General features: G+C 71.6%; 25 protein-coding genes and 1 pseudogene. 11 read left to right on the top strand and 15 right to left on the bottom strand.

All coding sequences use genetic code 11. The annotated features are described in order from the left end of the window. Positions 1-173 precede the first annotated feature (173 nt). Positions 174-1,319: an Mrp/NBP35 family ATP-binding protein gene (locus SACAZDRAFT_RS16810; protein WP_005451104.1), complete on the top strand. Its 1,146-nt coding sequence runs from the start codon at positions 174-176 to the stop codon at positions 1,317-1,319. Positions 1,320-1,350: 31 nt separating this feature from the next. On the opposite strand, the gene tatB is transcribed toward SACAZDRAFT_RS16810, so the two are convergent. From tatB to sigE, 4 genes are all read right to left on the bottom strand, one after another. Further along, positions 1,351-1,755 (bottom strand): Sec-independent protein translocase protein TatB, encoded by a 405-nt coding sequence (tatB, locus tag SACAZDRAFT_RS16805; RefSeq protein ID WP_005443681.1) that lies wholly within the window; start codon positions 1,753-1,755, stop codon positions 1,351-1,353. Positions 1,756-1,802: 47 nt separating this feature from the next. After that, on the bottom strand, positions 1,803-3,320 hold the full coding sequence (locus SACAZDRAFT_RS16800; RefSeq protein WP_198283874.1) for a S1C family serine protease: 1,518 nt from the start codon (positions 3,318-3,320) through the stop codon (positions 1,803-1,805). A 95-nt stretch (positions 3,321-3,415) separates the two neighbouring features. Next, positions 3,416-4,228 carry an anti-sigma factor family protein gene (locus SACAZDRAFT_RS16795; RefSeq protein ID WP_005443677.1) on the bottom strand — a complete coding sequence of 271 codons (813 nt, stop codon included), beginning with the start codon at positions 4,226-4,228 and terminating at the stop codon, positions 3,416-3,418. Then, positions 4,225-4,818, bottom strand: a complete 594-nt coding sequence (gene sigE, locus SACAZDRAFT_RS16790; protein ID WP_005443675.1) for an RNA polymerase sigma factor SigE — start codon at positions 4,816-4,818, stop codon at positions 4,225-4,227. Before sigE ends, SACAZDRAFT_RS16795 begins: the two co-directional genes overlap by 4 nt. 359 nt (positions 4,819-5,177) lie before the next feature. On the opposite strand from sigE, the gene SACAZDRAFT_RS16785 reads away from it, so the two are divergent. Then, entirely contained in the window at positions 5,178-5,840 is a 663-nt protein-coding gene (locus SACAZDRAFT_RS16785; protein ID WP_005443673.1) for an O-methyltransferase, read from the top strand. 76 nt (positions 5,841-5,916) lie between these two features. Here SACAZDRAFT_RS16785 and SACAZDRAFT_RS16780 read toward each other — a convergent pair whose 3' ends face one another. Continuing rightward, the gene (locus SACAZDRAFT_RS16780) at positions 5,917-7,131 is read right to left on the bottom strand and encodes an MFS transporter (protein ID WP_232286289.1); all 1,215 of its coding nucleotides are present in this window, start codon (positions 7,129-7,131) and stop codon (positions 5,917-5,919) included. Positions 7,132-7,198: 67 nt separating this feature from the next. Here SACAZDRAFT_RS16780 and SACAZDRAFT_RS16775 point away from each other — a divergent pair, with 67 nt between their 5' ends. Beyond that, a complete protein-coding gene (locus tag SACAZDRAFT_RS16775) occupies positions 7,199-8,107 on the top strand; it encodes a LysR family transcriptional regulator (RefSeq protein WP_005443669.1) in 909 nt (302 codons plus the stop codon). On the opposite strand, the gene SACAZDRAFT_RS16770 is transcribed toward SACAZDRAFT_RS16775, so the two are convergent. Continuing rightward, complete coding sequence (locus SACAZDRAFT_RS16770; protein WP_005443667.1) at positions 8,095-9,561, bottom strand: leucyl aminopeptidase family protein; 1,467 nt, start codon at positions 9,559-9,561, stop codon at positions 8,095-8,097. The two genes, SACAZDRAFT_RS16775 and SACAZDRAFT_RS16770, sit on opposite strands and share 13 nt — an antisense overlap. Positions 9,562-9,627: 66 nt before the next feature. Next, positions 9,628-9,795 (bottom strand): DUF3117 domain-containing protein, encoded by a 168-nt coding sequence (locus SACAZDRAFT_RS16765; RefSeq protein ID WP_005443666.1) that lies wholly within the window; start codon positions 9,793-9,795, stop codon positions 9,628-9,630. Positions 9,796-9,982: 187 nt separating this feature from the next. Here SACAZDRAFT_RS16765 and SACAZDRAFT_RS16760 point away from each other — a divergent pair, with 187 nt between their 5' ends. Further along, positions 9,983-10,843: an enoyl-CoA hydratase-related protein gene (locus tag SACAZDRAFT_RS16760; RefSeq protein WP_005443663.1), complete on the top strand. Its 861-nt coding sequence runs from the start codon at positions 9,983-9,985 to the stop codon at positions 10,841-10,843. Between the two features lie 35 nt (positions 10,844-10,878). On the opposite strand, the gene SACAZDRAFT_RS16755 is transcribed toward SACAZDRAFT_RS16760, so the two are convergent. The 3 genes from SACAZDRAFT_RS16755 to SACAZDRAFT_RS16745 are packed head-to-tail and all read right to left on the bottom strand — an operon-like array spanning position 10,879 to position 12,204. Then, positions 10,879-11,448 (bottom strand): DNA-3-methyladenine glycosylase I, encoded by a 570-nt coding sequence (locus SACAZDRAFT_RS16755; protein ID WP_005443662.1) that lies wholly within the window; start codon positions 11,446-11,448, stop codon positions 10,879-10,881. Continuing rightward, positions 11,445-11,897 carry an SRPBCC family protein gene (locus SACAZDRAFT_RS16750; protein ID WP_005443661.1) on the bottom strand — a complete coding sequence of 151 codons (453 nt, stop codon included), beginning with the start codon at positions 11,895-11,897 and terminating at the stop codon, positions 11,445-11,447. The genes SACAZDRAFT_RS16755 and SACAZDRAFT_RS16750 overlap by 4 nt, the downstream gene beginning before the upstream one ends. Beyond that, positions 11,890-12,204: a DivIVA domain-containing protein gene (locus SACAZDRAFT_RS16745; protein WP_005451095.1), complete on the bottom strand. Its 315-nt coding sequence runs from the start codon at positions 12,202-12,204 to the stop codon at positions 11,890-11,892. Before SACAZDRAFT_RS16745 ends, SACAZDRAFT_RS16750 begins: the two co-directional genes overlap by 8 nt. A gap of 108 nt (positions 12,205-12,312) precedes the next feature. Between SACAZDRAFT_RS16745 and SACAZDRAFT_RS16740 the strand changes: the two genes are divergently transcribed. Next, on the top strand, positions 12,313-12,996 hold the full coding sequence (locus SACAZDRAFT_RS16740) for a lysophospholipid acyltransferase family protein (RefSeq protein WP_005443659.1): 684 nt from the start codon (positions 12,313-12,315) through the stop codon (positions 12,994-12,996). Between the two features lie 27 nt (positions 12,997-13,023). Here the strand turns inward: SACAZDRAFT_RS16740 and SACAZDRAFT_RS16735 are convergent, their stop codons facing one another. Genes SACAZDRAFT_RS16735 through dapE form a run of 3 tightly spaced genes read right to left on the bottom strand, consistent with a single transcriptional unit; the run spans position 13,024 to position 15,468 of the window. Then, positions 13,024-13,611, bottom strand: coding sequence for an LOG family protein (locus SACAZDRAFT_RS16735; protein WP_005443658.1), 588 nt, complete (start codon positions 13,609-13,611; stop codon positions 13,024-13,026). Then, entirely contained in the window at positions 13,593-14,375 is a 783-nt protein-coding gene (locus SACAZDRAFT_RS16730; RefSeq protein ID WP_005443657.1) for an LOG family protein, read from the bottom strand. The genes SACAZDRAFT_RS16735 and SACAZDRAFT_RS16730 overlap by 19 nt, the downstream gene beginning before the upstream one ends. 16 nt (positions 14,376-14,391) lie before the next feature. Then, positions 14,392-15,468 (bottom strand): succinyl-diaminopimelate desuccinylase, encoded by a 1,077-nt coding sequence (gene dapE / locus SACAZDRAFT_RS16725; RefSeq protein ID WP_005443656.1) that lies wholly within the window; start codon positions 15,466-15,468, stop codon positions 14,392-14,394. Positions 15,469-15,504: 36 nt separating this feature from the next. On the opposite strand from dapE, the gene SACAZDRAFT_RS16720 reads away from it, so the two are divergent. After that, positions 15,505-15,930, top strand: coding sequence for a hypothetical protein (locus SACAZDRAFT_RS16720; protein WP_005443655.1), 426 nt, complete (start codon positions 15,505-15,507; stop codon positions 15,928-15,930). A gap of 30 nt (positions 15,931-15,960) precedes the next feature. Continuing rightward, positions 15,961-16,953, top strand: coding sequence for a 2,3,4,5-tetrahydropyridine-2,6-dicarboxylate N-succinyltransferase (gene dapD, locus SACAZDRAFT_RS16715; RefSeq protein WP_005443654.1), 993 nt, complete (start codon positions 15,961-15,963; stop codon positions 16,951-16,953). Between the two features lie 213 nt (positions 16,954-17,166). Here dapD and dapC read toward each other — a convergent pair whose 3' ends face one another. Together dapC and fdxA are read right to left on the bottom strand one after the other, a co-directional pair. After that, positions 17,167-18,258, bottom strand: a complete 1,092-nt coding sequence (gene dapC / locus SACAZDRAFT_RS16710) for a succinyldiaminopimelate transaminase (protein WP_005443639.1) — start codon at positions 18,256-18,258, stop codon at positions 17,167-17,169. After that, positions 18,255-18,575 carry a ferredoxin gene (gene fdxA, locus SACAZDRAFT_RS16705; protein WP_005451091.1) on the bottom strand — a complete coding sequence of 107 codons (321 nt, stop codon included), beginning with the start codon at positions 18,573-18,575 and terminating at the stop codon, positions 18,255-18,257. The genes dapC and fdxA overlap by 4 nt, the downstream gene beginning before the upstream one ends. A gap of 377 nt (positions 18,576-18,952) precedes the next feature. On the opposite strand from fdxA, the gene cofD reads away from it, so the two are divergent. The 4 genes and pseudogenes from cofD to SACAZDRAFT_RS16685 form a co-directional block, all read left to right on the top strand. Further along, positions 18,953-19,948 (top strand): 2-phospho-L-lactate transferase, encoded by a 996-nt coding sequence (gene cofD / locus SACAZDRAFT_RS16700; protein ID WP_005443634.1) that lies wholly within the window; start codon positions 18,953-18,955, stop codon positions 19,946-19,948. Beyond that, complete coding sequence (locus tag SACAZDRAFT_RS16695) at positions 19,941-21,287, top strand: coenzyme F420-0:L-glutamate ligase (RefSeq protein WP_005443632.1); 1,347 nt, start codon at positions 19,941-19,943, stop codon at positions 21,285-21,287. The genes cofD and SACAZDRAFT_RS16695 overlap by 8 nt, the downstream gene beginning before the upstream one ends. Further along, positions 21,281-21,820 (top strand): NUDIX hydrolase, encoded by a 540-nt coding sequence (locus SACAZDRAFT_RS16690; RefSeq protein ID WP_005443630.1) that lies wholly within the window; start codon positions 21,281-21,283, stop codon positions 21,818-21,820. Before SACAZDRAFT_RS16695 ends, SACAZDRAFT_RS16690 begins: the two co-directional genes overlap by 7 nt. Positions 21,821-21,827: 7 nt before the next feature. Next, positions 21,828-22,088: pseudogene (locus SACAZDRAFT_RS16685) on the top strand (GntR family transcriptional regulator); the annotation flags it as partial.

The following is a 22,088-nucleotide window of genomic DNA, read 5'->3' as shown; positions in this document are numbered from 1 at the left end:
TCCGCGTGCTCGACGACGCGGCCCCGACCACCGTCGACGTGTGACCCAGGCTACCCCGACCTACCGTCGACGTGAGGATCGCGCGGGATGTAGCCGCCGAACTCCGACTACCGACACGTAGCATGAGGGAAACAACGCCATTCATCAGCGACGAGAAGGTCGGTGCCGCAGCAGTGACCACCACCCAGGAGACCCCCAGCGTCGAGGACGTGCGCACGGCGCTGAACGCCGTCCACGACCCGGAGATCCGCAAGCCGATCACCGAGTTGGGGATGGTCAAGGACATCTCGGTCGGTGACGACGGGCTCGTCACGGTCGCCGTCTACCTCACCGTGGCCGGCTGTCCGCTCAAGGACACCATCACGCGCGACACCACGGAAGCCGTCGCCAAGCTCCCGGGCGTGCGGGACGTGCGGGTGGAGCTCGACGTGATGAGCGACGAGCAGCGCACGGAGCTGCGCAAGAAGCTGCGCGGTGACGCCGAGGAGCCGGTGATCCCGTTCGCGCAGCCCGGTTCGCTGACCCGCGTGTACTGTGTGGCCTCCGGCAAGGGCGGCGTCGGGAAGTCCAGCGTCACGGTCAACCTGGCCGCCGCCATGGCGCGCAAGGGCCTGTCCGTCGGCGTGGTGGACGCCGACATCTACGGCCACTCGATCCCCCGCATGCTCGGGGCGGGCGACAAGCCCACCAAGGTCGAGAAGATGATCATGCCGCCGCAGGCTCACGGCGTGAAGGTCATCTCCATCGGCATGTTCACGCCCGGCAACACCCCCGTCGTGTGGCGTGGCCCCATGCTCCACCGAGCGCTGCAGCAGTTCCTCGCCGACGTGTTCTGGGGCGACCTCGACATCCTGCTGCTCGACCTTCCGCCCGGCACCGGTGACATCGCCATCTCGGTCGCACAGCTCATCCCCAACGCCGAGATCCTCGTCGTCACCACACCGCAGCAGGCGGCCGCCGAGGTCGCCGAGCGCGCGGGCGCCATCGCGTTGCAGACGCGGCAGCGGGTCGCGGGCGTCATCGAGAACATGTCCTGGTTCGAGGCACCGGACGGCTCCCGCATGGAGATCTTCGGTTCGGGCGGAGGCCAGGCGGTGGCGGACTCGCTGTCGAAGTCCGTGGGAGCCGAGGTTCCGCTGCTGGGACAGGTGCCGCTCGACCCGAAGCTGCGTGAGCAGGGCGACGCCGGAACTCCGCTCGTGCTGGCGGAGCCGGACACCACGGCGAGCCAGGTGCTCACGAGCGCGGCCGAGAAGCTGTCCGTCCGGGCCAGGGGCCTGGCGGGGATGATGCTGAACGTCACTCCGGCGGGCCGCTGACGCCCACCGGCCCCCTGGTGCCGCGACCGCGTCAGGTGGCGTCCGGGTCCACCGGGGGCTTCTCCCCCGGTCGGAGCGGCTCCACCTGGTGCGGTGTGGTCCCCTGCGGCGCACCGTTGCCGGTCGCGGAGCCGGTGCCGTTGATGTTGTTCAGCCCGAGCGGGTCGGGGTCGCCGTCGAAGAGGTGCTGGCGCACGGCGTGCTTCGGGTCGAAGTTGCGCAGGTTCCGCAGGTCCTCGATGGGCTTGCGGAACTCCTCCAGGTCGGTACCGACCTCGTCGCGCAGCTGCTGTCGGGCGCCCGTCGCGAAATCCCTGACCTTCCGCACGGTTCGGCCGAGCCACGCGGCGGCTTCCGGCAATCGCTCCGGCCCGAGGATGAACAGGCCGGCGACGATCAGCACCAGGATTTCACCCCAGCCAATGTTGTCGAACACGCGACCAACCTCCGCCTCGAACCACGATGCGGTGAAAGCCTACCCCGTCAATCCGAACCCAGGGTTACATCGACGGTGAGCTGACGTCCCTCCCGTACCACCTGAACCGGCACCGACTGGCCGATCTCGTGCTCGCGCACCGCCACGGTGAGCTCCGCCGCGTTCCGCACTCGCCGATCGCCGACCTTCACCACGACGTCGCCTTCCGCGATCCCAGCCCTGGCGGCCGGACCGTTCGGCTCGACGTTGCGCACCTGCGCTCCCTGCGACGTGTTCGCCGACACGGACGCGGCGTTGACGCCCAGCGACGCGTGCTTGACGCTGCCGTTGCGCACGAGCGAGTCGCTGATGTCGATGGCCTGGTTGATCGGGATGGCGAAGCCCAGGCCGATGCTGCCGCCCTCACCCGCACTGCCCGCGGTGCGGATCATCGAGTTGATGCCGACGAGTGCGCCGGTGGAGTCGACCAGCGCCCCGCCCGAGTTACCCGGGTTGATCGCCGCGTCGGTCTGGATGGCGTCGTAGGTCACCGGCGGGTCCCCGTTCTCGCCCGGCGCGGTGACAGGCCTGTTCAGGGCACTCACGATGCCTTCGGTCACCGTGTTCTCGAGGCCGAAGGGCGAGCCGATGGCCATCACCCGGTCGCCGGCGGCGAGGGCGTCGGAGTCACCGATCTCGATCACCACGGGGTTCTGGACGTTCACCTTGAGGACGGCGAGGTCGGTCTTCGGGTCCGACCCGACGATGGCCCCCTTGAGCCGGGTCCCGTCGGTGAAGACCACCGTGAGCTTCGCGTCGTCGGCGCGGGAGGCCTGCGACACGACGTGGTGGTTGGTGAGGATGTAGCCCTCGTGGTCGATGACGACGCCGGACCCTACGCCCCCGGACTGGCCCGCCTCCACCTCGATGGAGACGACCGCGGGAGACACCTTCTGCGCGATCGCGGCGACGGATCCCGCGGGACGTTCCTTGGCGGCCTCGGCCTCGGCGATGTTCAGCTCACCGGTCAGGGAGTCCCCGGCCGCGGCGAGGCCCCAGCCCACGGCGCCACCGGCGGTTCCGACCAGTAACGCGAGGACACCCAGCAACGCCAGCGCCGTCGGCTTGACCCGTCGACCGAACAGGAGCTCGGGCAGGCTGAGCAGTGGGCCGGTCGGCCGCTCGACGTCGCCGTCGACGCGTTCGGCGCCACGGAGGGCGGGCTGGCCGAGCACAGCGGGCGAACCGGGATCGCGCCAGGGATCGGCGTCGGAGGTCCACAGCGGCTCGTCGGCGTGGTCCGACGGCTCGGCTTTGTCGTCACCGGGCCGCTGCAGGACCACGCCCTCGTCGCCCGGCTGCCGGCCGAACGCTTGCGCGAGCGACGGCGGGGGCGGCGGAGCGAGGACCGGTTGTGGTCGAGCCTCCGTGTCCCGAGAGTGCAGCAGGTCGAACGAACCGTCCACGCCTTTCGGCCTGCCGAACGTCGCCGCCATCGCCGGGTCCACCGGTGGGCGCGCGATCGGGCGCGGCCGGAGCCGATGTTCCCCGGACTCCTCCTGCTTCGGCGTGGCTGGATCGCTCATTCTTCCCCGGTTGGACTGCGGTGATCACTCGGATCGCTCGGCGTGTGACCCTACGCCAAGCCTCCCACAGGGATGCTGCCCGCGGTCCGGTGAAGTCAGCGTGGGGCACCCGTCGGCGCGGCCTCGGCGCCCTGGACGACCGACGTGGTCGGGACGGCGCTCTCCGTCGACGCGGGAACGGTGCTCGTCGGAAGCGTGGAAGACACGGAGGACACGGGAGGCACGGGAGACGAGGTCGGCGCGCTGGAGGACCACGACGTCGCCGTGGTGTCTCCCGCGGTGGTGACGTACGCGGTGGCAGGGCTGTCCTGATGGGTGCCCATCTTCGCGGCGGGCAGCACGCCCGTGCGCGGTGTGCCCGTGGACTCCGTGTCCGCCTCGACGGAGCTGCCGTCGCCGCCCGTGGTCGCCACGAGCGCGAGCGCACCGAGGACCAGTCCCGAGACCACGACCCCGGCTCCCTGGCTCGCGCGCTTGCCCCGGCCACCGAACAGCCGCGGACCACTGCCGAGCACCGTGGGGGACGTTCCGAGCGGTGCCGACGTGCCGAGCGCACCCGGCGGAAGCCCCTCCCGCAGGCCCGCGACTCGGTCGGGGCGCTGAACGGCCATCACCTGACCGTCGGCGCCCACGGCGAGGTTGTCGGGCGTGTTCGGGAGATCGACGGTCTGCGGTATCTCTCGCAGGCTCGCGAGGAAACCGGCCGAGATGGTGGGCGTGCTCGCCTGACGGACCGCAGCACTGGCGGAGCGCTGTGCGGCCACCTCGGCGGAGCACCTGGGACAGTGGGCCAGGTGCGCGGCAGCGCGCTCCTGGGCGCCGAGCGACAGCTCCTGGTCCACGAACGCCACCACGGCGTCGGGAAGAAGATGAGACTCGGCCATCCCCCATCCCTTGCCAACCGTCATACCGTTGCCTCCTGTTTGAGCGCACGTCGGCGCTCGAGGGAAGACTTCAGAGCCTGCCGGCCTCGGTGGATCCGGCTACGAACCGTCCCGAGCTTAACGCCGAGCGTGGCACCGATCTCCTCGTAAGACAAACCTTCCACGTCGCAGAGGACCACGGCGGCCCGGAACTCCGGCGGCAGCTCGTCCAACGCAGCCTGGAGATCAGGGTCGAGGTGGGTGTCGGAGTACACCTGCTCCGGGCTCGGACCGTCGCCGACGATGCGGTCGGTGTCCTCCGGCAGGTTCTCCATGCGAACCCGCGCGCGACGTCGCGCCATGTCCAGGAACAAGTTGGTGGTGATGCGGTGCAGCCAGCCCTCGAACGTTCCGGGCTTGTACGACGCGAGCGACCGGAACACCCGGATGAACGTCTCCTGGGTGAGGTCCTCGGCGTCGTGGGCGTTACCGGTCAGCCGGTACGCGAGCCGGTACACCCGGTCGGCGTGTTGCCGGACGACCTCGTCCCAGGTCGGCGGTGTCCACGTGACCTCGTCGTCCACCAGAACCGGAGCGGTCTGCGTGCTGTCCTTTGGCAGCTGAGGCACCTCCATCGGCCCGTCCCCTTCACTACTCCACCCAACGTGGCGGGTACGACGGGAGTTCCCGTCTTTGGTCCCACAGTGTTACCCGGTTTCCTGTGGTTGTAGTGAAGTCCGTCTGAGAGCATCCTGAGAAATCTCGCCCGACCGTGCTGGCCGACCCGCTCTACCGCCGCGACCAGGGACGAAGTGCCCTTCACCTGCGACTCTCGCAACACGTTCACGCGTCCCGCCCTCGTCCCGGATGCGCCGCGGGACGGCGGGAACCCGACCGAAAGCCCACCCCTCGGCCCACCCGGTTGGAGACGAACGGCACCTTAGGTGCCTGTACTGGGCGTGATGACAGGGGGCTCCGCGCTAACCTCTGGCGCGTGAACTCCGAGACGCACATCACCGGTTGGGTTGATCTCGGCGAATTCATCGAGGCGTACCTCCCCGAGGACGACGTGCTCGCCGGGGCGCGCCTTCGAGCGGAACAGCTCGGCAGCCCACCGGTGTCGTGCGCCACGGGCGCGACGCTCAGCTTCCTTGCCGCGTCGGTCCAGGCCAAGGCCGTGGTCGAGATCGGCACCGGGGCGGGCGTGAGCGGCCTGTATCTGCTACGGGGGATGACCCCCGACGGCGTGCTCACGTCGATCGACATCGAGCCGGAGTTCCACCGCAGCGCGCGGCGCTCGTTCCTGGAGGCCGGCTATCCGGCGGGGCGGACGCGCCTGATCATGGGCCGAGCCCTGGACGTGCTCTCGCGACTCACCACCGGTGGCTACGACCTCGTGTTCGCCGACGCCGCCCGCGTGGAGTACCCGGGTTACTTCGACCTGGGTGTGCAGCTGCTGCGCCCCGGAGGCGTGATCGCCTTCCACAACGTGCTGGCCGCGGGCCGCATCGCCGACCCGACTCGCCGGGAACCGGAGTTGCTGGCGCTGCGCGACGTGGCGCGCGCCGTGCGCGAGGACACCCGGCTGATCCCGACCCTGCTGCCGATGGGCAACGGGCTGCTGGTGGCCGCGATGACCACCAGCACGACGCACTGACGACAGTCCCCCAGTCGGTTCCATGCCGCCATCGTAGCGCGACATCGAACACCTGTTCGACACCCGATGTGGTGAACTACGCCGTGCGCGAGCGGGCGAGCACGAGCACGCCCACCGCCGCGCACGCCAGCCACACCGCGACGGTGGCGACAAGCCAGCTCCACCCGAACCGCCCGAAGACGACCGCACCCACGGTGCCGCCGACACTGCTTCCGACGTAATACGACAACGTGTACAGGCCGGACGCCGACGCACGGGCCTGGCCAGGCGCCTCTGCCGCGGCCCACGCGTTGGCGACGGCGTGGGCGGCGAAGAAACCGCCGGTGAAGACGACGAACCCGACGATCACCACGGCGAGCGAGTCCGCCACCGTCAGCCCCGCTCCCGCGGCCGTCGACGCGAGCCCACCGAGCAGGCAGCGCATCCGGCCGAACCTCGCGACGAACTTCCCGGCCGTCGCCGACGACACCGAGCCCATCGCGTAGCAGAGGAAGACCAGCGACGCGATCGCCGGACTCAGCCCGAGCGGCTCGCCGGTGAGCCGGAAACCCGCCGCGTTGTACAACGCCACGAACGACCCCATCGCCAGCAGCGCCACGCCGTACTGCGCCCACAGGACCGGCCTGCGCAGGCCCTGCGCGAAGCCCCCCAGCACCGTGCGCAGCCGAGCTCCGATCGGCTCGGCTCGCTCCCGAGGAGGTCGCGCGATCCCGGGAAGCGTGGCGACGGCGAGCACGGCGCAGAGCAGCGCGAGGCCGCCGACGACGGCGAGGGCCCCGTGCCAGCCCAGCCACTCGGTGGCCCCGCCCGCCGCCAACCGGCCGAGCATCCCGCCGACCGTGTTGCCGGCGATCATGGCCCCGACCGCACCGGCCACGCCCGCGGACCCCAGCAGCTCGGTGAGGTACGCCGCGGCGACCCCGGGCAGGCCCGCGATCGCAATCCCCTGGAAGACCCGCAGCACGAGGAGCACCTCGTACGACGGCGCGAACGGCAGGAGCAGGCCCAGCACGGCCGACGCCAGCACGGAGGCGACGATGACCGGTCGCTTGCCCACGATCTCCGAGAGCACCGCGATGGGCAGCACGGCCGCGGCGAGTCCGCCCGTCCCCGCCGACACGGCGAGGGACGCGGCACCGGGATCGAGCCCGAACTCGGCGGCCAGCTGCGGCAACAGCGGTTGCGGCGCGTAGAGCAGCGAGAAGGCGCAGATGCCCGCCGCGGCCACGGACACGGTGACCCGGCGGGCACTTACGGCCCGTCCGGTCGACTCCCTCACGCCGGCGATCACGTCCACCAACGGTAAGCGGCGCTAACCAATGCGTCCAATATCAGAATGAGTGACGATTCATACCGTGATGGATGAGTATGACGGCCGACTCACCCAGGAGCTGGCGCCGGCGGCCACACTCCTGCGCGCGCTCCGGCGCACCGGCAACCTCACGAAGGCGGCGGCCGAGCTCGGGATCCCCCAACCGACCGCCAGCCGCCGGCTCGCGGCCCTCAGCGCCACCGCCGGCACCCCGCTGACCGTTCCCGACGGGCGAGGCATCCGCCTGACCCGCGCCGGACACCTGCTCGCGGACGCGGCCGAGCGTGCCCTCGACGCTCTCGAACACGGTGTGCGCCGGGTCCGGGAGGAGATCGACCCGGAGTCCGGGCACGTCGTGCTGGGTTTCCTGCACCTGCTCGGCCGGTCGCTCGTGCCCGGCCTGCTGCGCGACTTCCGGGCCGACCACCCGCGCACCCGGTTCAGCCTCGTCCAGGGCTCCCGGCAGGACATCGTCGAGCGCCTCGTCTCGGGGGACCTCGACCTGGCCCTGGTCGCTCCCCCGCCCACGGAGGCGGTGCTGGAATGGGTGGTGCTCACCGAGCAGGAGTTGTTCGTGGCCGTACCGGACGACCACCCGCTCTCTCGCCGGCAGGGCGTCCGGATGAGCGACCTGTCCGACGAGGTGTTCGTGATGCTCGAACACGGCTACGGCCTGCGCCAGATCACCGACGAGCTCTGCGCCGCCGCCGGATTCACCCCGACGGTGGCGTTCGAGGGCCAGGAGTCGGACACCGTGCGGGGACTCGTCGCCGCGGGACTCGGCGTCGCCCTGCTCCCGGCGTTCGAACCGCATCCGCCGTCGGGCGTCGTCGAGATACCGCTCGCTCCGCGGGTGACCCGGGAGATCGGGTTGGCGTGGCCCTCGGGCCGCCCACTGCCGCCCGCCGTGGCGCGCTTCCAGGAGTTCGTCCGCCGCCGCGCTCAGCGCCCGTAGGACGTCACGAACTCCACGAGCGTGCGCGCGCCGAAACCGGTGCCTCCGGCCACCACCTCGTCGTAGGCACCCTCGGCCCGCGCGGGACCCGCGATGTCGAGGTGCGCCCACGGCAGACCGTCGGTGAACTCGCGCAGGAACAACGCCGCCGTGATGCCGCCCGGGCCGGGCGGGCACTGGCGGACGTCGGCGATGTCGGCACGGACGGCCTCGGCGTGTTCCTCGGACAGCGGCATGCGCCACCACTGCTCGCCGACCTCGTCACCCGCCGCCCGGAGTCGTTCGGCGAGCGTGTCCTCGGTGGCGAACAACCCGCCGGTGCGCAGGCCCAGCGCCACCTTCATGGCGCCGGTGAGCGTGGCGACGTCGATCACCACGTCGGGCCGGTGGGTCTCGATCCCGTACGCGAGCGCGTCGGCCAGCACCATGCGGCCCTCGGCGTCGGTGTTCTCGACCTGCGTGGTGCGACCGCCGTAGTGCCGGACCACGTCGCCCGGCCGGTACGACGAGCCGGAGACGTGGTTCTCCGCCGCGGGTACGAGGCCGGTGACCCGCACGCCGGGCTTCAACGCGGCGATCGAGCGCATCGCGGCGATGACGGCACCGCCACCGGACATGTCGGTGCGCATGAGGTGCATGCCCGCCGCCGGCTTCAGCGACAACCCGCCGGTGTCGAACGTGATGCCCTTGCCGACGAGCAGCACGTGCGCGGTCGCGCCGCGCGGCCGGTACGACAGCTCGACGAGCCTCGGAGGGTTCGCCGAGCCGCCTCCGACGGCCAGGATGCCCCCGAACCGGCGCTTCTCCAGCCAGGTCTCGTCGCGCACGGTGACGGAGAGCCCAGGGACGTCCGCGACGCGTTCCGCGGTCCTCGCGAGCCAGTCGGGCGACTTCACGTTGGACGGCGTGTTGGCCACGTCGCGGGCGAGGGCCGTGGCACTGGCGAGCTCGCAGGCCTTCTCTACCTCGGACGCGTACTCGTCGACCGCGGCGCCGTCGGGCACGAGCAGGCGCAGCGTGCGCACCCGGATCGGTTCATCGGACTCGGTCATGCGGTAGCGGTAACCACCGAGAACGGCGCCGGTCGCGAACGCCGCGTGGTCACCGGCGTGAGCCGACTCGGGCAGGCGGACCTGCACGGTCAGCGGTGGCCGACCACCCGAGTCGGCTTCCACGTCGGCATAGGTGTGCGCGGCCCGCACGAACGCCGCGCCCGCCGCCCGAAAGTGCCGTCGATCGCCCTTGCCCACACCGACGACCCAACGGGGTCCGTCGGCACCGGGAAGCAGCTGGACGTCGCCCTGCTTGCCCGTGAAGGCGAGTTCGACGGGCACCTCGTCGGGCACCGCACCCTCCGTGACGACCAACGCCTCGGGGGCTTTACGCTTCGCGCGGTCGGCCACCTCCACGTCGATCAACCGCGAAGGGACTGACGGAAGCGGCGAACGCGCCATGCGATCTCCAGGCACTACGAATCACGCCGAGCCGACCAGGGCTCGGCTGGACCGGGCAAGGGAAACTCAGCTGGTCGCCTCTTGAAGGGCTGCACCGAGGTCCTTGGCCTCCTCAGCCGTCAGTTCGACGACGAGACGCCCACCGCCCTCCAGCGGTACGCGCATCACGAGGCCCCGCCCCTCCTTGGTCACTTCGAGGGGACCATCTCCGGTCCGGGGCTTCATGGCCGCCATAGCGTGCTCCCTCCGTCTGAACCAGCGCGCCCGGTTCGCGCTCGTCAAAGCAACCGGGTCGTGACCATTGTCCCTCATAAGGAGTCGGCCGCGAACGTGGACCGATCTTAGCGGCGCCGGATCGTTGCTGGTATGCGCGCCGCAGGCCTGTCAGACTCGCCCATCGAGGACGACAACGGAGGACACGGTGACCGCACACGAGAGCACGGAGACCCTCGGAAACGCCGCCGCGAACGGCGCTCAGGACGGCGCCGGAGGCGAGTCCGAGGTCTTGCTGACGACCGACGCCGACGGGGTACGCACGCTCACGTTCAACCGGCCGAAGGCGTACAACTCCCTGACCGTCGAGCTGAAGGAACGCCTGCTCACAGCCTTGCGGGAGGCGGCGGAGGACGACAGCGTGCGGGCGGTCGTGCTCACCGGTGCGGGCAAGGCGTTCTGCGCGGGGCAGGACCTGAAGGAGCACGTCGCGACGCTGAGGTCGGGGACCGAGAACCCGCTGGCGACGGTGGCCGAGCACTACAACCCGATCGTGACCGCGCTCGTGGATCTGCCGAAACCCGTGATCGCGGCGGTCAACGGTTCGGCGGCGGGCGCGGGGGCGGCCTTGGCCTACGCGTGTGACCTGCGGATCGCGAGCAGCTCCGCGACCTTCGCGATGGCGTTCGCGGGCGTGGGGCTGGGGCCGGACTCGGGCGCGTCGTGGACCCTGCAGCGCCTCGTCGGAGCGGGTCGGGCGGTCGAACTGATGATGCTCGGTCGCAAGGTCGACAGCGAAGAGGCGCTGCGGCTCGGGCTGGTCGGCGAAGTAGTGCCGGACGACGAACTGGCAGCCCGGTCCCACGCCGTCGCCACGCGGCTCGCCGCCGGCCCGACCAGGGCCTACGCGAAGATCAAGAGCACGGTGGCCCGCGCCGCGGAGTGTTCGCTGGCCGAGGCACTGGCCGCCGAGGCGGCGGCGCAGACCGAGCTGGGCGGCACCGCGGACCACCGCGAGGCGGTGGAGGCGTTCGTGGAGAAACGCCGCCCGCAGTTCACCGGAAAGTAGGTCGTCCGGCAGGGTGGCGGCTGGGTCCGCGCGGGTCAGGCCGCGCGGAAACAGCCCACCACGTGGTCGTCCACCATGCCGGTCGCCTGCATCAGGGCGTAGCAGGTGGTCGGCCCGACGAAGGCGAAGCCGCGCTTCTTCAGCGCCTTGGCCATCGCCACCGACTCCGGCGTGGTGGCGGGCACGTCGGCCATGGTGGCCGGCCTCGGCCGCGTGCCGCCGGGAGCGAACGACCACAGCAGCTCGCCGAGCGGGGTGTCGAGCGTGGCGACGGCCCGGGCGTTCGTGATCGTGGCGAGGATCTTCGCCCTGTTGCGCACGATGGCCGCGTCGGACAGCAGTCGCTCGACGTCGTCGTCGGAGAACGCCGCGACCCGGTCGGGATCGAACCCGGCGAAGGCGCGGCGGAAGGCCTCCCGCTTCCTCAGGATCGTCAACCACGACAGCCCCGACTGGAACGCCTCCAGCGACAGCCGTTCGAACAGCTCCGCGTCGCCCCGCAGCGGCACGCCCCACTCGTCGTCGTGGTAGGCCGCGTAGTCGGCGGCGGTGTTGCCCCACGCGCAGCGGGTGATGCCGTCGGCACCCACCAGCTCCGGGCTCATCCACCCACCTCGTAGCTCTCCGCGAACTCCGCGAACGTCCGCATCGACCGCCGCAGCGCCATCACGAACGCCGGCTTCATCAGCACCCAGCCCAGCTTCCCCACCGGCCCGAACGGCGCGGTGAACTCCTCGGCCCACACGAACACGCACCGCGTCGCGCCCTTGGCCTGGACGTGGAAGGTACCGGTGCCCTTCACGACCTTGCCCAGGTGCCGGACGGTGCACCGCACGGGCGGCTCCCAGCTGGTGATCTCCATCGTGTCCCTGACACCGAACACGCCCTTCCCGGTGAACGCTTCGAGCCGCGAGCCGACGCTGCGCCCGTTGCCCGACACGACCCGCACCGTGGTGCCGGGAATCCACTCGCGCTGCCGCTCCCAGTCGGTGAGCGCGAGCCACGTCGTGCCCGCGGGCGCGGCGACGTCGACCGACACGGCGAGGTCACTCACGACGCGCCTCACCGCCGGCCCTTTCGCGCTCCAGCTCCGCGACCCGCGCCCTCAGCAGGTCCAGCTCGGTGCCGAGCCGGGACATCACCCAGTCGACCTCCGACATCTTGTAGCCCCGGACCACGACCTGGAACTTCACGTCGGCCACGTCCGCGCTCGTCAGGTCGTCGGCGGGCAGCCGCGTGGGTGAGCTCCCGGGTTCGAGCGGAGCCAGCTCCTCGCCCCGGCCGAAGACGAGCGACGCCACCAGGAACACCACGGCCGCCACCAGCAGCATCACGAGGAGGTAGATCAGGGCAGTGGTCACATCACGATCGTGACACACGCGCGGAACGCTCGTGTGCTTCGCCAGCCACCCCTCGGGCGACGCTTCCGGCCGTGCGATCCTGGTTGGCGATCACCAACGGGAGGGACCGTGCTGCAACTGCTGATCCGTGGTGCTCTCGCACCGCTGGCCCGGCTCGTCTACCGCCCCCAGGTCGAGGGCGTGGAGAACGTTCCGACGTCCGGACCGGTGCTGTTCGCCCCCAACCACCGCTCGGCGATCGACACGGCCGTGCTCGCGCTGGTGTCGCCGCGACCGGTGCGTTTCCTCGGCAAGGCGGAGTACTTCTCCGGCCGGGGCCTCAAGGGCCGTTCGCTGGCCGCGTTCCTGTCCGCGCTCGGGTACGTGCCCGTCGAGCGGGGCAACGCGATGGCCGGACTCGCCGCCCTCGGCGCGGCGCGCCGGGTGCTGGAGTCCGGTGAGACGTTCGCGATCTACCCCGAGGGCACGCGTTCGCTGGACGGCCGGCTGCACCGCGGGCACACCGGTGTCGGCAGCCTGGCCCTCGAGACGGGCGCCACCGTCGTCCCGGTGGCGCTGAGCGGCACGGAGCAGCTGCTGCCGGTGGGCAAGAAGATCCCCCGGTTCGCGAAGGTCCGCGTGCGCTTCGGCGAGCCGCTCGACTTCTCCCGGTACGAGGGCCTCGGCTCCTCGCCCGCGATCCGGCGCGCGGTGACCGACGAGATCATGTACTCGATCATGGAGCTGTCCGGGCTCGAGTACGTGGACCGCTACCACCGGCGTCCCGCCGAGGACCAGGCCGACGCGGCCTGACCACACGCGGGCCGACACCCCTGGGTGTCAGCCCGCCCACTTGTCGACGGGCGTATAGGTGTGCCGGGCGAACGCGTCGAGCAGCGCTTCCGGATCGTCGGTGACGGTGACGAGGTCGCGGCTCGGCTCGCCCAGAAAACCTTCGGCCACCATGTGGTCGAGGAACTCCGCCATCTTCGAGTAGTAGCCGCGGACGTCCAGCAGGCCGACGGGCTTGGCGTGGATGCCGAGCTGCGCCCACGTCCACACCTCGAACAGCTCCTCCATCGTGCCCGCCCCGCCGGGCAGAGCCACGAACCCGTCCGACAGCCGCGCCATCGTGGCCTTGCGCTCGTGCATGTCGGCCACCACGTGGAGCTGCGTGAGGTCGTGGTGGGCGAGCTCGGCGCGCATGAGGTGCTTCGGGATGACCCCGACGACCTCGCCGCCCGCCCGCATCGCCGCGTCGGCGACGACGCCCATGAGACCCACCTGGCCGCCGCCGTAGACGATCCCGATCCCACGCTCGGCGAGCAGTGTGCCCACCTCGGCGGCCGCGGCCGCGTAGCGCGGGTCCTTCCCCGACGACGATCCGCAGAAAACGCAGATGCGCTGCACTAGTGCGTGTCCTCCCATGCCTTGTAGGCCTCCTGCACCACGCCGACGGCGTCGTCGATGTCGTCCGTCACGTGCAGCAACGTCATGTCACGTTCGTTGATCTTGCCCTCGGCGAGCACGGTGTCGCGCACCCAGTCGTACAGTCCGCCCCAGTACGACGTGCCGAACAACACCACCGGGAACTTGGTGACCTTCTTCGTCTGCACCAGCGTGAGCGCTTCGAACAGTTCGTCGAGCGTGCCGAACCCGCCCGGCAGGCAGATGAACGCCTGCGAGTACTTGACGAACATCGTCTTGCGCGCGAAGAAGTAGCGGAAGTTCACGCCGAGATCGACCCACGGGTTGAGGCCCTGCTCGAACGGCAGCTCGATCCCGAGCCCGACCGACAGGCCGCCCGCCTCGGACGCACCCCGGTTCACGGCCTCCATCGCACCCGGGCCACCGCCCGTGATGGCGGCGAACCCGGCGCCCGCCAGCGCGGCGCCGATCTGCCTGCCCAGCTGGTACTCCGGGTGGTCGCGGGGCGTGCGGGCGGAACCGAACACCGTCACCGCACGCGGCACCTCCGCCAGCGCGCCGAAGCCCTCGACGAACTCGGCCTGGATCCGCAGCACCCGCCACGGGTCCGTGTGCACCCAGTCGCTGGGGCCACGGGAGTCGAGCAGCCGCTGATCCGTGGTCGTGTCGTCGGACTGCCTGCCCCGGCGCAGGACGACAGGTCCCTGACGCCGTTCCGACGGTCGTTCGTCGCCGTTGTCGATGTTGCGCGTCACCTCGGTCACAACGATCAGCGTAGAGTCATCCGGCCAGCAACGTACGGAGAACCTCGGTCACCCTGCGGATGTCGCGGGTCCGGACGTGCTCCTGCCGGGTGTGGGCCAGCGTGGGGTCGCCGGGGCCGAAGTTCACGGCGGGCATGCCGAGCGCGGCGAACCGGGCGACGTCGGTCCACCCGAGTTTGGCGGCCACCTCTCCGCCCGCCGCCCGCACGAGCTCGGCGGTGGCCGGAGCCGACAGGCCGGGCAGCGCGCCGGGAGAGCGGTCGACCACCGTGATGTCGTAGCCGTCGAACACCGTGCGCACGTGTTCCTCGGCCTGCTCGACCGAGACGTCGGGGGCGAAGCGGTGGTTGACGGCGAGCACCGCCTCGTCCGGCACGACGTTGCCCGCCACGCCTCCGGACACCCGCACCGCCTGGAGCCCCTCCCGATAGGTGAGGCCGTCGATCTCGACGGTCCGGGCCTCGTACTCCGCGAGCCGCCGCAGCGGGTCGGCGAGCGCGTGGATGGCGTTGGTGCCCATCCACGCGCGCGCGGTGTGCGCGCGCACGCCGTCGAGCCGGATCTCCGCACGCAACGTGCCCTGGCACCCGGCCTCGACCACCGCGTTGGACGGCTCGCCCACCACGGCGAGGTCGCCCCGCAGCCACTCGGGCAGCTCCCGCTCGATCCGGCCGAGGCCGTTGCGGTCCGCCTCGACCTCCTCGCAGTCGTAGAACACGAAGGTGACGTCGTGCCGCGGCTCCGCCAGAGTGGCCGCGAGGTGCAGGAACACCGCGTCGCCGCCCTTCATGTCGACGGTGCCGAGCCCGTGCAGCACCTCGTCCTCGCCCGAGGAGGTGCGGTGGCCGGGCAGGTTGTCGTTGACCGGCACGGTGTCGAGGTGCCCGGCGAACACGATCCGCTCCGGCCTGCCCAGGTTCGTCCGCGCCAGCACCGCGTTCCCGTTGCGCACCACCTCCAGGTGGGGCGCCTGCTCGCGCAGGGCGGACTCCACCGCATCGGCGATGATCGCCTCGTCGCCGGAGACGCTCGGGATGTCGACGAGGGCCGCGGTGAGGTCGACGGGGTCGGAACGCAGATCGAGCGAGGCCATGCTGGCACCGTAACCCGCGCTGCGTACCGTGGAGCCGTGCGTACCCGTGCCTGTGTCGTTCTGCTCACCATCGCAGTGCTCGCACTGACCGGCTGCTCCCGCGAAGCCGGTCCGGCCCCGAAGGGCTCGCCGGACCCGGGGCCCGGCGCCCTCGTGACCAAGGTGCACCTGTTGCAGGCCGACGACTGCTACCGCGCGCCCACCGAGGTGCGCTCGCCGTCGTGCGAGAAATTCGTCACCCAGCTGTCGAACGTTCCCGGCACCGCCCGCAAGTACGCGGCCGGCCAGCCCCGTCTGAAGGACGCCGCCGACCGGCTCGACTCCACGCTGCGTGCCTACCGGAGCAACGACTGCGCTGGTAGCGGCGACCACGACGTCTGTGCCGGCACGCTCACCGACATGGCGACCGCGCTCTCGGACGTCGAGAGGGAGCTGTCGGCCCTGCCCGACGTGACCGGCTGACCAGGCACGGCGCGGGTTACCGTAGCCAGCGTGAGCACAGCTACCCCGAATCCCGAAACGACCGGCGCGACCGGTGTCGGCCTGGCGACCGTCACGACCGACGGCACCGTGCTCGACACCTGGTTCCCGCAGCCGAAGCTCGTCGACGTGAGCGCGTCCGCCGTCAGCGGCACCGAGCGCCTCTCGAAGGAGGAAGCCGCCGACACCCTCGGCGCGTCCGCCACCGCCGTACTCGGCGCCGACGAGGCGCGCGGGGTGGAGGTCGTGGCCGTGCGGACCACGATCGCCTCGCTGGCGGCGGCCCCCACCGACGCGCACGACGTGTACCTGCGGCTGCACCTGCTGTCCCACCGGCTGGTGCGACCGCACGGCCAGAACCTCGACGGCGTCTTCGGCCACCTGTCCAACGTGGTGTGGACCAATCACGGCCCGTGCCCGGTGGAGGGCTTCGAAGCCACCCGCCTTCGCCTGCGGGCCCGCGGCCCGGTGACCGTCTACAGCGTGGACAAGTTCCCCCGCATGGTCGACTACGTCACGCCCAGCGGCGTGCGGATCGGTGACGCCGACCGCGTGCGGCTCGGCGCCCACCTGGCCAGCGGCACCACCGTGATGCACGAGGGCTTCGTGAACTTCAACGCGGGCACGCTCGGCGCCTCCATGATCGAGGGCCGCATCTCGGCGGGTGTCGTGGTCGGCGACGGCACCGACGTCGGCGGCGGCGCGTCGATCATGGGCACGCTGTCGGGCGGCGGCAAGGAGGTCATCTCGCTGGGCGAGCGCTGCCTCATCGGCGCCAACGGCGGCGTGGGCATCTCCCTCGGCGACGACTCCGTGGTCGAGGCGGGCCTGTACGTCACGGCCGGGACGAAGGTGACGTTCCAGGGCCGCACCGTGAAGGCCCGCGAACTGTCCGGCGTCTCCGGCGCCCTGTTCCGCCGCAACTCCACGACCGGCGAGGTGGAGGTCGTGGAACGCACCGGGGCGGGCGTGGAACTCAACGCCGCCCTGCACGCCAACGACTGACGGCAACGGAGGCAACGACGCGTGGACCGGGCCGGTCGGTACGTCTCCGGCCCGGTCTCACGACAACGCCTGGCCCCGGCGGCTCGGCGAGACGGCAGTCCGTCCAGCCGGAGCGGCGCGAACTCACCTCCACGCGTACGCGAAGCGCGGACACGCGGTCGCCGGGCGCGGACACGCGTACGAGACACGCGGACACGCCGACGGCAGGGCTCGCTACTCCGCCAGCCGCGCGGCTGCGGCGTCGATGCGCTCGTCGGTCGCGGTCAGGCCCACGCGCACGTGCTCGGCGCCCTTGGGCCCGTAGAACGTGCCGGGCGCCACGAGGATGCCCCGCTGCGCCAGCCATTCCACCGTGTCGAGCGCGGGCTCGCCGCGCGTCGCCCACAGGTACAGCCCCGCCTCCGAGTGGTCGACGCGGAAGCCCGCCCGTTCCAGCGCGGGCCGCAGGACGTCGCGGCGCGCGGCGTAGCGGGCCCGTTGCTCGTGCAGCACGTCGTCGTCCGACAGCGCGACCGTCATGGCCTCCTGCACGGGCCTCGGCACGATCATCCCCGCGTGTTTGCGCACGGCCAGCAGGTCACGCACCAGCGCGGGATCCCCGGTGACGAAGCCGGCGCGGTAGCCGGCGAGGTTCGCCGACTTCGAGAGCGAGTGCACCGCCAGCAGGCCGTCGACGCTGCCGCCGTGCACGTCCGGGTGGAGGATCGACACGGGCTCCTCGTCCCACCCGAGCGCGAGATAGCACTCGTCGGAGACCACCACGGTGCCGCGTTCCCGTGCCCAGTCCACGACCTTGCGCAGGTGGGCGAGGCCGAGAACCTTGCCCGTGGGGTTCGACGGCGAGTTCAGCCACAGCATCTTCGGGCGCGCGGGCCCGAGCGCCGTCAACCCGTCCGACCGCGCCACCGTGGCACCGGAGAGCAGGGCTCCCACCTCGTACGTCGGATACGCCAGCTCGGGAATCACGACCGTGTCGCCCGCGCCCACGCCCAGGAGTGTGGGCAGCCAGGCGACCAGCTCCTTCGAACCGATCGTGGGCAGCACGGCGTCCGGCTCGATCCCCGTCACACCGTGCCTGCGACGCAGCGCCCCCACCGCCGCCTCCCGCAGCGCGGCGGTGCCGTGCGTCGTCGGGTAGCCCGGAATGTCCGAGACCGACGCCAGCGCGGCCCGGATGCTCTCCGGCACCGCGTCCACCGGCGTGCCCACCGAGAGATCGACGATCCCCTCCGGGTGCGACCGCGCCACCGCGGCCTGTCCGGTCAGCGAGTCCCAGGGGAAGTCGGGAAGCGCCGGGGACTTCATTCGCCCTGCGGGGGCAGGTCCTTGATCCACTGCGGGTCGTGCGAGGTCTTGCCGACCTTCGCCGCCCCACCCGGCGAGCCGAGCTCGTCGAAGAAGTCGACGTTGGCCTTGGTGTAGGCGGCCCACTCGTCCGGGACGTCGTCCTCGTAGTAGATGGCCTCCACCGGGCAGACCGGCTCGCAAGCCCCGCAGTCGACGCACTCGTCGGGGTGGATGTAGAGCATCCGTTCGCCTTCGTAGATGCAGTCGACGGGGCACTCGTCGATGCATGCCTTGTCGAGCACGTCGACGCAGGGCTCGGCGATCACGTAGGTCACTGCGTTCTCCTGCTTGTCTTTCGGTCTGGCCTTCTCGCCGGACTGTCCGCTGTTCCGCTTGCGCATCCTATGCCGACGCCCTCGCGGGGACGTCGCCGTGTTACAGAGTGAACACCCGTGCGCGATCGGCGTGTGCCGTGGGTGTTCGCTGGTGGCAACTCCATTGTGACCGAGATCGACGAACTCGGAAGTACGCGCGCGACGCACGGGCTCGCCGGCGGCCCCCGTGGCGACCACTGTGAGTTCGCACACGATCGTGCCCGGTGATCGTGCGGACCGGTGGATTCGAGTCGTGGAACACCGCCGTGGCCGCGACAGGCTCCGTGCGAGGATCGGGCGTCGAAGGAACAACACAGATCTCGGAAGAGGCCAGCACAGTGAAGGTTGTCGTCGTCGTCGGCGGAGTGGGCGGAGCTCGGTTCCTGCTCGGCGTCAAGGCCGCCCTCGGCCTGCCACCGGTCGGCGAGGCGGACTCGCCCCACCGGGTCACCGCGCTCGTCAACACCGGCGACGACGTGTGGATGCACGGACTCCGCATCTGCCCCGACCTCGACACGTGCATGTACACGCTGGGTGGCGGTGTCGACCCGGAACGAGGCTGGGGGCACGCCGACGAGACGTGGACCGTGAAGTCCGAGCTGGAGGCCTACGGCGCCGAACCAACGTGGTTCTCGCTCGGCGACAAGGACATCGCGACCCACCTCGTGCGCACCCGCATGCTGCGCGCGGGCTACCCGCTGTCGGCCGTCACCGAAGCGCTGTGCGATCGCTGGCGGCCCGGCATCAGCCTGCTGCCCATGACCGACGACCGGGTGGAGACCCACGTCGTCGTGGACGACCCGGAGGACGAGGGACAGCAGATGGCACTGCACTTCCAGGAATGGTGGGTGCGCTACCAGGCGAAGTTGCCCGCCCACGCCATCGTGCCCGTGGGCGCGGAGGAGGCGGAACCGGCGCCGGGCGTGCTGAGCGCGATCGAGGAGGCGGACGCCGTCCTGCTCGCCCCGTCCAACCCGGTGGTGTCGATCGGCACGGTGCTGTCGGTGCCGGGCGTCCGCGAGGCGCTGCGCCGCACCGAGGCCGGTGTCGTGGGCCTCTCCCCGATCATCGGCGGGAAACCGGTGCGGGGCATGGCCGACGCGTGCCTGTCGGCCATCGGCGTCGAGACGTCGGCCGAGGGCGTCGGCAGGCACTACGGCTCCCGGCAGACGTCCGAGGAGGGGCTGCTCGACGGCTGGCTGGTCCACAAGGGCGAGTCGGTGGACGTGCCGGGCGTGGCCGTGCGGGCGGTGCCGCTGCTGATGTCCGATGTGGACGCGACGGCCGACATGGTGCGGGCCGCGCTCGACCTGGCCGGAGTGGACAGTGACTGAGCACGCCGCGCAGCGGATCGAGATCCTGCCGGTGGAGGGGCTCCCCGAGTTCCGCCCCGGCGACGACCTGACCGGAGCCATCGCGGCGCAGGCGCCGTGGCTGCGTTCCGGCGACGTCGTGGTGGTCACCAGCAAGGTCGTGTCGAAGACCGAGGGCATGCTCGTGCGGGTCCCCGACGACCCCGAGCAGCGGGACGCCGCACGGCGCGAGCTCGTGGAGCGGGAAGCCGTGCGCGTGCTCGCCCGCATCGGCCGCACCGCCATCACCGAGAACCACCTCGGCATCGTGCAGGCGGCCTCCGGTGTCGACGCCTCCAACGTCGACGCGGGCGAGGTCGCGCTCCTGCCCCACGACCCCGACGCCTCGGCGCTGGCCCTGCGCAACGGTCTGCGGGAACGGCTCGGCGTCGAGGTCGCCGTGGTCGTCACCGACACGATGGGCCGCGCCTGGCGGATCGGGCAGACCGACGCCGCCATCGGGTCGTCGGGCCTGCGGGTGCTGCGGTCGTACGCTGGCGAGAAGGACGCGCAGGGCAACGAGCTCGCCGTCACCGAGATCGCCGTGGCCGACGAGGTCGCCGCCGCCGCCGACCTGGTGAAGGGCAAGCTCCGGGCCGTGCCCGTGGCCGTGGTGCGCGGGCTGACCATCGGCGACGACGTGCCGGGAGCCGCCACGGCCCGCGACCTCGTGCGCCCTGCCGACGAGGACCTGTTCCGCCTGGGCACGCGCGAGGCGATCGCCCAGGGCCGCAGGGAGGCCGTGCTCACCCGGCGGTCGGTGCGTGATTTCACCACCGACCCGGTCGATCCCGACGCCGTCCGGCGCGCCGTCGGCGCCGCGCTCACCGCCCCCGCGCCCCACCACACGCGACCGGTGCGGTTCGGTTGGCTGCGCACCCGCGCCGAACGCGAGAAACTGCTCGACGCCATGCGTGAGGCGTGGCGCGCCGACCTCGCCGGCGACGGGTTCACGCCCGAGCAGATCGCCCGCCGCGTACGCCGCGGCGAGCTGCTCTACACGGCTCCCGAGGTCGTCGTGCCGTTCCTGGTGCCGGACGGTGCGCACACCTACCGCGACGCCCGACGCAACGACTGCGAGCACACGATGTTCACGGTCGCCGGTGGCGCGGCCGTACAGGCACTGCTGGTGGCGCTGGCCGCCGAGGGACTGGGCTCGTGCTGGATCGGCTCGACGATCTTCGCCGCCGACGTGGTGCGCCGCACCCTCGGACTGGACGACGACTGGTACCCGCTCGGCGCGGTGGCGATCGGGCACCCGGCCACCCCGTTGTCCCCTCGCCAACCCCGTGACCTCGACGAAGGACTGATCGAATGGTGAGCGCGCTGCACGCCGACGCGACCGCGACGCTGGAGGCCTGGAAGCCCGCCGACGCCGCGCAGGAATCGCTCCGGCACGGCTACCTCGGGTTCCTCGCCGCCCGCGAGGACGCGTGCGAGCGGTCCTGCGCCGCGGGACACCTCACCGCGTCCACCGTGTTGCTCGACGCCTCCGGTCGGCACATCCTGCTCACCCTGCATCCCCGCGTGGGGCGCTGGCTGCAACTCGGCGGGCACTGCGAACCCGAGGACACCTCCCTCGCGGACGCCGCGCTGCGGGAGGCGACGGAGGAGTCGGGCATCACCGGGCTCTCGCTCGACCCCGAACCCGTGCACCTCGACGTGCACCCGGTGACGTGTTCGCTCGGCGTGCCCACCCGGCACTTCGACGTGCGCTTCGTGGCGAGGGCCCCCGAGGGAGCCCAGCCGGTGGCGAGCGACGAGTCCGACGACCTGCGGTGGTGGCCCGTGCACCAGCTGCCGCCGGGCACGGAGGACCTCACCGAACTCATCGCCGCCGCGCTGGACCGGTGAGGGCGACGTGATCGTCCGCGTGGACCCCACGTCGAAGACCCCGCCGTACGAGCAGGTCAAGGTGGAGATCGCCCGCCGGATCCGCGAGGGCGACCTCGCGGTCGGCACCAAGCTGCCCACCGTGCGGGCGCTGGCCGCCGAACTCGGCATCGCTCCCAACACCATCGCGCGCGCCTACCGCGAGCTGGAGGAGGCGGGCCTTCTGGAGACCCGCGGCCGGGCGGGCACGTTCGTCGGCGCGTCGGGCGACACCGCCCGGCAGCAGGCC

Source organism: Saccharomonospora azurea NA-128 (genome assembly GCF_000231055.2).
GTDB classification, from domain to species: Bacteria; Actinomycetota; Actinomycetes; order Mycobacteriales; family Pseudonocardiaceae; genus Saccharomonospora; species Saccharomonospora azurea.
Note: the sequence above shows the minus strand (reverse complement) of the source record. Positions and strands in the feature narration are given on the sequence as shown.

Excerpts from the sequence above, each read along its gene's own strand:
- SACAZDRAFT_RS16800 (WP_198283874.1), bottom strand. The coding sequence starts at position 3,320 with ATGAGCGATCCAGCCACGCCGAAGCAGGAGGAGTCCGGGGAACATCGG.
- SACAZDRAFT_RS16765 (WP_005443666.1), bottom strand. The coding sequence starts at position 9,795 with ATGGCGGCCATGAAGCCCCGGACCGGAGATGGTCCCCTCGAAGTGACC.
- dapE (WP_005443656.1), bottom strand. The coding sequence starts at position 15,468 with ATGGCCTCGCTCGATCTGCGTTCCGACCCCGTCGACCTCACCGCGGCC.
- SACAZDRAFT_RS16775 (WP_005443669.1), top strand. The coding sequence starts at position 7,199 with ATGGATGAGTATGACGGCCGACTCACCCAGGAGCTGGCGCCGGCGGCC.
- SACAZDRAFT_RS16690 (WP_005443630.1), top strand. The coding sequence starts at position 21,281 with ATGGTGAGCGCGCTGCACGCCGACGCGACCGCGACGCTGGAGGCCTGG.
- SACAZDRAFT_RS16795 (WP_005443677.1), bottom strand. The coding sequence starts at position 4,228 with ATGACGGTTGGCAAGGGATGGGGGATGGCCGAGTCTCATCTTCTTCCC.
- SACAZDRAFT_RS16770 (WP_005443667.1), bottom strand. The coding sequence starts at position 9,561 with ATGGCGCGTTCGCCGCTTCCGTCAGTCCCTTCGCGGTTGATCGACGTG.
- SACAZDRAFT_RS16755 (WP_005443662.1), bottom strand. The coding sequence starts at position 11,448 with ATGAGCCCGGAGCTGGTGGGTGCCGACGGCATCACCCGCTGCGCGTGG.
- SACAZDRAFT_RS16735 (WP_005443658.1), bottom strand. The coding sequence starts at position 13,611 with ATGGGAGGACACGCACTAGTGCAGCGCATCTGCGTTTTCTGCGGATCG.
- dapC (WP_005443639.1), bottom strand. The coding sequence starts at position 18,258 with ATGAAGTCCCCGGCGCTTCCCGACTTCCCCTGGGACTCGCTGACCGGA.
- sigE (WP_005443675.1), bottom strand. The coding sequence starts at position 4,818 with ATGGAGGTGCCTCAGCTGCCAAAGGACAGCACGCAGACCGCTCCGGTT.